This window comes from Pseudomonas sp. PS01303, from assembly GCF_029959385.1.
Classification (GTDB): domain Bacteria; phylum Pseudomonadota; class Gammaproteobacteria; order Pseudomonadales; family Pseudomonadaceae; genus Aquipseudomonas; species Aquipseudomonas rustica.
Map to the genome: position 1 here is coordinate 1 of NZ_JASCPK010000196.1, position 8,510 is coordinate 8,510.

The following is an 8,510-nucleotide window of genomic DNA, read 5'->3' on the forward strand; positions in this document are numbered from 1 at the left end:
GTGCCTGTCCGATTGCCTTCGCGAGCAGGCTCGATCCCACATTTGATTTGTGCCGGCCCCACGTTTTGCCTCCACTGAAAATCCCCTGTGGGAGCGAGCCTGCTCGCGAAGGGGCCCGCTCAGACAACGCATGATTTACCCTCGATACTCCGGCCGCTCAGCCAATCCCTCCTTCAAAAAATCCACCAACTTGCGCACCTTCGGCGACAGATGCCGCTGCTGTGGATAAAGCGCCCACACCGCCGTATTCGGCGGCTGATGCGCCTCCAGCAGCGAAATCAACGCGCCACTGTGCAGATGCTCCAGTACGTAATAATCCGGCAACTGACACAACCCGACGCCCTGCAACGCCGCGTCCAGCACCGCTTGCCCACTGTTGCAGCGCCAGTTTCCCTGCACCCGCTGAGAAAATTCCCGCCCGTTCTGTTCCAGTTGCCAAATGTCCGAGCTGCCGATCAGGCAATTATGCCGACTCAATTCCGACAAACTGTGTGGGCGTCCATACCGTTCCAGGTAGGACGGTGACGCACACAGGTACATGCGCCGGGGGGCCAGTCGTGCGGCGACCAAGCGCGAATCCTGTAACCGACCCAAGCGAATCGCCAGATCCAGCCCTTCATGCACCAGATCGAGTTGGCGGTTGCTCAGCTCGATATCAATGCGCAACTGCGGATACAGCCCCATAAACCGTGTCACCAACGGCACGATAAAGCGTTCGCCATACGCTACGGCACAGGTCATGCGCAGCATGCCTTTCGGTTCGCTGGTCAGGTCGCCGACCGCGCGCAATGCTTCCTCGCGACCATCCTGCAAACGTTGGCAATGCTGGAGGAACGTCTGCCCGGCCTCGGTCAGCGTCACCCGGCGGGTACTGCGATAGAGCAGACGCGTCTGCAAACGCTCTTCCAGTCGTACGATTTGTCGACTGACGTGGGAGGAAGAAACCCCAAGGCGTTCGGCCGCAGCGGTGAATTGGCTGCACTCGGCGACGGCGACGAACTCGTCGATGCCTTCCCAGCGGTTCTCGGACATTGGATTATCCCTGTACGGCAATAATATTTTGCATTTGTCCGGATTATTCATCAGCCAGCGCTGAACTACACTCGCTGTCTGGTTTTTTTATTCATTGGATTCACTGGAGAGTCAGTATGATCAAGTCGCGCGCCGCCGTTGCCTTCGAGGCCAAAAAGCCGCTGGAAATCGTAGAAGTCGATGTCGCCATGCCCAAGGCCGGTGAAGTATTGCTGCGCGTCGTCGCTTCCGGTGTTTGCCACACTGACGCCTACACCCTGTCCGGCGCTGATCCGGAAGGCATCTTCCCGTCGATCCTTGGCCACGAAGGTGGCGCCATCGTTGAAGCGATCGGCGAGGGCGTGACCTCGGTTGCCGTTGGCGATCACGTGATTCCGCTGTACACCCCGGAATGTGGTCAGTGCAAATTCTGTAAGTCGGGCAAGACCAACCTGTGTCAGGCGATTCGCGCGACCCAGGGCAAAGGTCTGATGCCGGACGGCACTTCGCGCTTTTCCTACAAGGGCGAAACGATTTTCCACTACATGGGTACTTCGACGTTCTCGGAATACACCGTACTGCCGGAAATCTCCGTGGCGAAGATTTCCAAAGACGCCCCACTGGAAAAGGTTTGCCTGCTCGGTTGCGGCGTCACCACCGGCATCGGCGCCGTGCTCAACACCGCCAAAGTCAAACCGGGTGACACCGTGGCCATCTTCGGTCTGGGCGGTATTGGTCTGTCTGCGGTGATCGGCGCTGTGAAAGCCAAGGCTGCGCGCATCATCGCCATCGACATCAACCCGGCCAAGTTCGAGATCGCCAAGCAACTCGGTGCCACCGACTGCGTGAACCCGAAAGATTTCGATCGCCCGATTCAGGAAGTGATCGTCGACATGACCGATGGCGGCGTCGACTTCTCCTTCGAATGCATCGGCAACGTGCAACTGATGCGCGCCGCGCTTGAGTGCTGCCACAAAGGTTGGGGCGAGTCGGTAATCATCGGTGTCGCCGGTGCCGGCCAGGAAATCGCGACCCGTCCATTCCAGTTGGTGACCGGTCGCGTCTGGCGCGGTTCGGCATTCGGCGGCGTGCGCGGCCGTACCGAGTTGCCAAGCTATGTCGACATGGCGCAAAGCGGCGAGATCCCGCTGGATACTTTCATCACCCACACCATGGGCCTGGAAGACATCAACAAAGCGTTCGACCTGATGCACGAAGGCAAGAGCATCCGTACCGTCATTCATTTCTGATCAATCGCCGGGACATGGCGACACGTCGTGAAGGCGTGTTGCCGTGACCGCGTAGGAGTCTTTACATGAGCCTGGAAAACATCTCCTGTCAGAAAAGTTTCGGTGGCTGGCACAAACGCTATCGCCATCGCTCCGACGTGCTCGGTTGCGACATGGTGTTCGCCGTGTACCTGCCGCCGCAAGCGGAGCAGGGCGGCAAACTGCCGGTGCTGTACTGGCTGTCCGGCCTGACCTGCACCGACGAGAACTTTATGCACAAGGCTGGCGCCCAGCGCATGGCCGCCGAGCTTGGTCTGATCATCGTCGCGCCCGACACCAGTCCGCGTGGCCCGGATGTGCCGGGCGATCCGGATGGCGCCTGGGATTTCGGTCTCGGTGCCGGCTTCTATCTGAATGCGACGCAGGAACCTTGGTCGCGGCACTATCGGATGCATGACTATGTCGTGCAGGAATTGCCTTCACTGGTTGAAGCGCATTTCCCCGCGTCGGACAAACGCAGCATCAGCGGCCACTCCATGGGCGGCCACGGTGCGTTGGTTTGTGCGCTGCGCAACCCCGGTCGTTACCAATCGGTGTCAGCCTTTTCGCCGATCAATAACCCGATGGATTGCCCGTGGGGGCAGAAGGCGTTTTCGCGTTATCTGGGCGAAGACCGTTCGAAGTGGAAAGAGTGGGATGCCTGCGCACTGATCGCTGAAGCGGATGAACAATTGCCGCTGCTGGTTGATCAAGGTGATCGCGACGACTTCCTTGAAAAACAGCTGAAACCCGAAACCCTGCAACAAGCGGCAAAACAAGCGGGCCATCCGCTGACATTGCGTCTGCAACCGGGCTACGACCACAGCTATTTCTTCATCGCGAGCTTCATTGACGACCACTTGCAACATCATGCACGCGCCCTCAAGGGCTAATGCGGGTAGAATCACGCCCTGACAAAAATCGGGGCGTTTTTTTATGCGTATTGGCCACGGCTATGATGTGCATCGTTTCGCTGAAGGCGATTTCATTACTCTGGGCGGCGTGCGCATTGCACACAGCTTCGGGCTGCTCGCTCATTCCGACGGTGACGTCCTGCTGCACGCCTTGAGCGATGCCTTGCTCGGTGCTGCGGCGCTGGGTGATATCGGCAAACACTTCCCGGACACCGACCCGCAATTCAAGGGCGCCGACAGCCGCGCGCTGCTGCGGCATGTGGTCGCGCTGATCCACGCCAAAGGCTGGAAAGTCGGCAACGTCGACAACACCATCGTTGCCCAGGCACCGAAAATGGCCCCGCATATCGAATCGATGCGCGCGCTGATCGCGGCGGATCTTCAAGTTGAGTTGGATCAAGTGAACGTGAAAGCTACCACCACCGAAAAGCTTGGCTTTGTCGGTCGCGAAGAAGGCATCGCCGTGCACTCCGTTGCCTTGTTGCTGCGCGCATGAATGAACTGCAACTGCTCGGCCCGCGTGCCTATGGCGAACCCCTCGGCACGGCGGTACTGAAAGCCATCGCTGAAGATTTTCAGGTCGATGAAGTCCTCGACATCCCGTTCAGCGGCGACGGTGAACACCTGTGGATCTGGGTCGAAAAGCGTGGCCTCAACACTGAAGAAGCTGCACGACGTATTGCCAAGGCTGCCGGCGTGCCGTTGCGCACCGTCAGCTATGCCGGCCTCAAGGATCGGCAGGCGCTGACCCGTCAGTGGTTCAGCGTGCAATTGCCGGGCAAGGCTGATCCAGATCTGTCGGCGGCGGAAAACGACACGCTGAAGATCCTCAAGACCACGCGCCACAAGCGCAAGCTGCAACGCGGCGCACACTCGGCCAATGGTTTCACCTTGCGCCTGACCCAGTTCGCTGGCGACAAAGACGCGATCGAACAACGTTTGCAACTGATCGCCAAGCAAGGCATTCCCAATTATTTCGGCGCCCAGCGTTTCGGCCATGACGGCGGTAACGTCGTTGATGCGCGTGGGTGGGCGGCGCGCAAAGCCTTGCCGGAGCAGCGCAACGTGCGTTCGCGACTGCTGTCGACGGCGCGTAGCTTTCTGTTCAATCAGGTGTTGGCGGCGCGTGTGGCCGATGGCACTTGGCAGCAAGCGCAAGTCGGTGATCTGCTCGCGTTTACCGACAGTCGCAGCTTTTTCCCCGCCGGTGAAGCTGAATGCAGCGACCCGCGTCTGGCGATTCTCGATCTGCATCCGACCGGCCCGCAGTGGGGCGAAGGTGACTCGCCGACCGCAGGCGTTGTCCATGAACTGGAGCAGGGGATTGCCGCGCGCGAAGCGGAGCTGCGCGATTGGTTGATTCACGCCGGCATGAGCCACGAGCGTCGCATCCTGCGGCTGCCCATTGGCGGGTTGACGTGGCATTATCCCCAGCCTGACATTCTGCAACTGGAATTCGTCCTCCCGGCCGGATGCTTTGCCACCGTATTGGTGCGCGAGCTCGTTGATCTGGTGCCGGTGGGGCAGACGGACAGCCCATGCGTATTCTGATTTCTAACGACGATGGGGTAACCGCACCCGGTCTCGCCGCGCTTTATGCTGCGCTGGCGGATTACACCGAATGCGTGGTTATCGCCCCGGAGCAGGACAAAAGCGGCGCCAGCAGTTCGCTGACGCTCGACCGTCCGTTGCACCCGCAATACCTGGCCAACGGCTTTATCAGCCTCAACGGCACCCCGACCGACTGCGTGCACCTGGGCCTCAATGGCTTGCTGGAACGCCAGCCGGACATGGTCGTGTCGGGCATCAATCTCGGCGCCAATCTCGGTGACGATGTGCTGTATTCCGGAACCGTGGCAGCGGCCCTTGAAGGGCGCTTCCTTGAACGTCCGTCGTTCGCTTTTTCGCTGGTCTCGCGTCAGGTGGATAATCTGCCGACAGCGGCGTACTTCGCGCGCAAACTGGTCGAGGCCCACGCCGGGCTCGATCTGCCGCCGCGCACGGTGCTCAACGTGAACATTCCGAATCTGCCGATCGATCACATTCGCGGCATTCAGCTGACCCGTCTCGGCCATCGCGCCCGGGCGGCGGCGCCGATGAAAGTGGTCGATCCGCGTGGCAAGGCCGGTTACTGGATTGCTGCTGCCGGCGACGCCGAAGACGGCGGCCCGGGCACAGACTTCCATGCGGTGATGCAGGGCTACGTTTCCATCACCCCGTTGCAGCTTGATCGCACCTTCAACGATGCCTTCAGAAGTCTCGACGGCTGGCTGGAGGGACTGCGCTGATGGCTCGCGAACACGACGACAGACTGCGCAGCGGCATAGGCATGACTTCCCAGCGCACGCGGGAACGCCTGATCCAGCGTCTGTATGAAGAAGGCGTGTCGAACGCCAAGGTACTCGAAGTGATTCGCCGCACGCCGCGCCATCTGTTCGTCGATGAAGCGCTGGCGCATCGCGCATACGAAGACACGGCACTGCCGATTGGCCACAACCAGACCATTTCCCAGCCTTATATGGTGGCGCGCATGAGCGAGCTGCTGCTCGAGGCCGGGCCGCTGGATAAAGTGATGGAGATCGGCACCGGTTCCGGTTACCAGACGGCGGTGTTGTCGCAACTGGTTGAGCGAGTTTTTTCGGTTGAGCGGATCAAGGTTTTGCAGGATCGGGCCAAGGAACGTCTGGTCGAGCTGAACCTGCGCAACGTGGTTTTTCGTTGGGGCGATGGCTGGGAAGGCTGGCCGGCGCTGGCGCCGTACAACGGCATCATCGTAACCGCCGTGGCCACCGATGTGCCGCAAGCCTTGCTGGATCAATTGGCCCCGGGCGGGCGCATGGTGATTCCGGTCGGCTCCGGCGAAGTTCAGCAGTTGTTGTTGATCGTGCGTGAAGAAAACGGTTTTTCCCGTCACGTTCTGGGGGCGGTGCGCTTCGTTCCATTGCTCAACGGGCCGTTGGCCTGAGCATTTGTTCGCCGCTGTTGAATTCCTTTCAACGGCTCCGGTCTTACACCGGCGATAGCGGATTAAACGTAGCGTATTGCCAGCTGGCAAACGTGTGCGTGAAGCGATTTCGCTTCATTAAGGGTAAAGCCGAATCTGCCCGTTATACTTGCGACAGTTCATGCCGAAATCCGGCATTCCAATTTTTCAGCCACCACAAAGGGAGCGGCGGGTGAGTCTCACAGTCATTGCGCAGCGTATGGGTAACACGAGCTTTCAGCGCCTGGTGACTGGCCTTGTCTTGAGCACCTTGCTGGTCGGTTGCTCCAGCACCAAATCGAGCAACGTGAGTGTCGTCGATCGCAACAAGGCGGTCGCCCAGCGTCCGACAGTGACGACCGGGCAGTACGTAGTCCGTCCGGGCGATACGATGTTTTCGATCGCTTTTCGCTACGGCTGGGACTACAAAGCCCTCGCCGCCCGGAACAATATTCCTACGCCGTATACGATCCATCCGGGTCAGACAATTCGCTTTGACGGGCGCACCGGTTCAACGTCGAGCGCGGTGGTAAGCAACTCGAGTTCTTCGCCTTCTTCGTCGAGCAAAACCACGGTAATCCGGCGCCAGGCGAATGGCACGACGACCACCACAACCACCGGTTCTACGGGCGCTGCACCGTCCGTCGCGAATAAGCAAACCCCCGCTCCGATGCCTCCTGCAGGCCCAGCCCCGACCGGCTGGGGATGGCCATCTAATGGCATTCTCATTGGAAAATTCTCTTCAAACGGTAGTTTGAATAAAGGAATTGATATCGCCGGGGATTTGGGACAGCCTGTTTTAGCTGCGTCTGATGGGACGGTGGTTTACGCCGGGAGTGGCTTAAGGGGCTACGGCGAATTAGTCATCATCAAACACAGCGAAACCTACGTCAGTGCTTACGGTCACAACCGCAGGCTGTTGGTTCGGGAGGGTCAGCAGGTCAAGGTCGGACAGACAATTGCCGAAATGGGGTCAACGGGTACAGACCGGGTGAAACTGCATTTTGAGATTCGCCGCCAAGGTAAACCTGTAGATCCACTGCAGTTCCTGCCACGACGTTGATTTGTCATCCAGCCTGTTCCGTCGCGTAGAGGGGACAGGCTCCAGCGTTGCCAAGGATAAAGGCGTCGCTTGAGCTTGGGGTCGAACTCACCAAAGGACTATAACAATGGCTCTCAGTAAAGAAGTGCCGGAGTTTGACATCGACGATGAGGTTCTCCTTATGGAGGCCGGCATCGATTCGGATTCTTCGATGTCGAATGATGAAGGGGCTGCACCGCCTTCCGTTCGTTCCAAATCCAGACAATCTGCGACACTCAAACAGCATAAGTACATCGACTACACGCGGGCACTCGATGCCACGCAGTTGTATCTCAACGAAATCGGTTTTTCCCCATTGCTCTCTCCGGAAGAAGAAGTTCATTTTGCGCGCTTGTCGCAAAGTGGCGACCCTGCCGGACGCAAGCGCATGATCGAAAGTAACCTGCGGCTGGTGGTTAAAATCGCCCGGCGTTACGTCAATCGGGGCCTGTCGCTGCTGGATCTGATCGAAGAGGGCAACCTCGGACTGATCCGCGCGGTGGAAAAGTTCGACCCCGAGCGCGGCTTCCGCTTCTCGACCTACGCCACCTGGTGGATTCGTCAAACCATCGAGCGCGCCATCATGAATCAGACCCGGACCATCCGGTTGCCGATTCATGTGGTCAAGGAGCTCAACGTGTACCTGCGGGCTGCACGCGAGCTGACGCAAAAACTCGACCACGAACCTTCACCCGAAGAAATCGCCAACCTGCTGGAAAAACCGGTGGGCGAGGTCAAGCGCATGCTCGGCCTCAACGAACGGGTTTCTTCGGTCGACGTCTCGCTGGGTCCGGATTCGGATAAAACCCTGCTGGACACCCTGACGGATGATCGTCCGACCGATCCATGTGAACTGCTGCTGGATGACGACCTGTCGCAGAGCATCGATCAATGGCTCTCGGAACTGACCGACAAGCAGCGCGAGGTGGTGATTCGTCGCTTCGGCCTGCGCGGCCACGAGAGCAGTACGCTGGAAGATGTAGGCCTGGAGATCGGCCTGACGCGCGAGCGGGTGCGGCAGATCCAGGTAGAGGGCCTCAAGCGCCTTCGCGAAATCCTTGAGAAGAATGGCCTGTCGAGCGAGTCGCTGTTCCAGTAAGCGCCTCACACGACCGCCCGCAAAAAGCCCCGACTGGTTCGGGGCTTTTTGTTGCCTGCAGCTTTTGATGTTGTTGCTGTTGCTGTTGCTGTTGCTGTTGCTGTTGCTGTTGCTGTTGCTGTTGCTGTTGCTGTTGCTGGTTCTGTTGGTGGTG

General features: G+C 59.2%; 9 protein-coding genes. 8 read left to right on the forward strand and 1 reads right to left on the reverse strand.

The window, feature by feature from the left end; genetic code table 11:
• Positions 1-135: 135 nt before the first annotated feature.
• Positions 136-1,032 (reverse strand): LysR substrate-binding domain-containing protein, encoded by an 897-nt coding sequence (locus tag QMX93_RS28285; protein ID WP_282358832.1) that lies wholly within the window; start codon positions 1,030-1,032, stop codon positions 136-138.
• Positions 1,033-1,148: 116 nt separating this feature from the next.
• Between QMX93_RS28285 and QMX93_RS28290 the strand changes: the two genes are divergently transcribed.
• The 8 genes from QMX93_RS28290 to rpoS all read left to right on the forward strand — a co-directional run bounded on the left by QMX93_RS28290 (position 1,149) and on the right by rpoS (position 8,356).
• On the forward strand, positions 1,149-2,261 hold the full coding sequence (locus QMX93_RS28290) for an S-(hydroxymethyl)glutathione dehydrogenase/class III alcohol dehydrogenase (protein ID WP_007908835.1): 1,113 nt from the start codon (positions 1,149-1,151) through the stop codon (positions 2,259-2,261).
• A gap of 65 nt (positions 2,262-2,326) precedes the next feature.
• Entirely contained in the window at positions 2,327-3,172 is an 846-nt protein-coding gene (gene fghA, locus QMX93_RS28295) for an S-formylglutathione hydrolase (protein WP_282358833.1), read from the forward strand.
• Between the two features lie 43 nt (positions 3,173-3,215).
• Positions 3,216-3,689 carry a 2-C-methyl-D-erythritol 2,4-cyclodiphosphate synthase gene (gene ispF, locus QMX93_RS28300; protein WP_034149878.1) on the forward strand — a complete coding sequence of 158 codons (474 nt, stop codon included), beginning with the start codon at positions 3,216-3,218 and terminating at the stop codon, positions 3,687-3,689.
• A complete protein-coding gene (truD, locus tag QMX93_RS28305) occupies positions 3,686-4,744 on the forward strand; it encodes a tRNA pseudouridine(13) synthase TruD (RefSeq protein ID WP_053117657.1) in 1,059 nt (352 codons plus the stop codon). Before ispF ends, truD begins: the two co-directional genes overlap by 4 nt.
• A complete protein-coding gene (surE, locus tag QMX93_RS28310) occupies positions 4,732-5,481 on the forward strand; it encodes a 5'/3'-nucleotidase SurE (protein WP_008081730.1) in 750 nt (249 codons plus the stop codon). The genes truD and surE overlap by 13 nt, the downstream gene beginning before the upstream one ends.
• 41 nt (positions 5,482-5,522) lie before the next feature.
• Positions 5,523-6,158, forward strand: a complete 636-nt coding sequence (locus QMX93_RS28315; protein ID WP_172680082.1) for a protein-L-isoaspartate(D-aspartate) O-methyltransferase — start codon at positions 5,523-5,525, stop codon at positions 6,156-6,158.
• Positions 6,159-6,369: 211 nt separating this feature from the next.
• The gene (locus QMX93_RS28320; protein ID WP_053117660.1) at positions 6,370-7,239 is read left to right on the forward strand and encodes a peptidoglycan DD-metalloendopeptidase family protein; all 870 of its coding nucleotides are present in this window, start codon (positions 6,370-6,372) and stop codon (positions 7,237-7,239) included.
• Between the two features lie 106 nt (positions 7,240-7,345).
• The gene (rpoS, locus tag QMX93_RS28325; protein ID WP_282358835.1) at positions 7,346-8,356 is read left to right on the forward strand and encodes an RNA polymerase sigma factor RpoS; all 1,011 of its coding nucleotides are present in this window, start codon (positions 7,346-7,348) and stop codon (positions 8,354-8,356) included.
• Positions 8,357-8,510 lie beyond the last annotated feature (154 nt).

Excerpts from the sequence above, each read along its gene's own strand:
- fghA (WP_282358833.1), top strand. The coding sequence starts at position 2,327 with ATGAGCCTGGAAAACATCTCCTGTCAGAAAAGTTTCGGTGGCTGGCAC.
- QMX93_RS28285 (WP_282358832.1), bottom strand. The coding sequence starts at position 1,032 with ATGTCCGAGAACCGCTGGGAAGGCATCGACGAGTTCGTCGCCGTCGCC.
- ispF (WP_034149878.1), top strand. The coding sequence starts at position 3,216 with ATGCGTATTGGCCACGGCTATGATGTGCATCGTTTCGCTGAAGGCGAT.
- QMX93_RS28315 (WP_172680082.1), top strand. The coding sequence starts at position 5,523 with ATGACTTCCCAGCGCACGCGGGAACGCCTGATCCAGCGTCTGTATGAA.
- truD (WP_053117657.1), top strand. The coding sequence starts at position 3,686 with ATGAATGAACTGCAACTGCTCGGCCCGCGTGCCTATGGCGAACCCCTC.
- QMX93_RS28290 (WP_007908835.1), top strand. The coding sequence starts at position 1,149 with ATGATCAAGTCGCGCGCCGCCGTTGCCTTCGAGGCCAAAAAGCCGCTG.
- rpoS (WP_282358835.1), top strand. The coding sequence starts at position 7,346 with ATGGCTCTCAGTAAAGAAGTGCCGGAGTTTGACATCGACGATGAGGTT.
- surE (WP_008081730.1), top strand. The coding sequence starts at position 4,732 with ATGCGTATTCTGATTTCTAACGACGATGGGGTAACCGCACCCGGTCTC.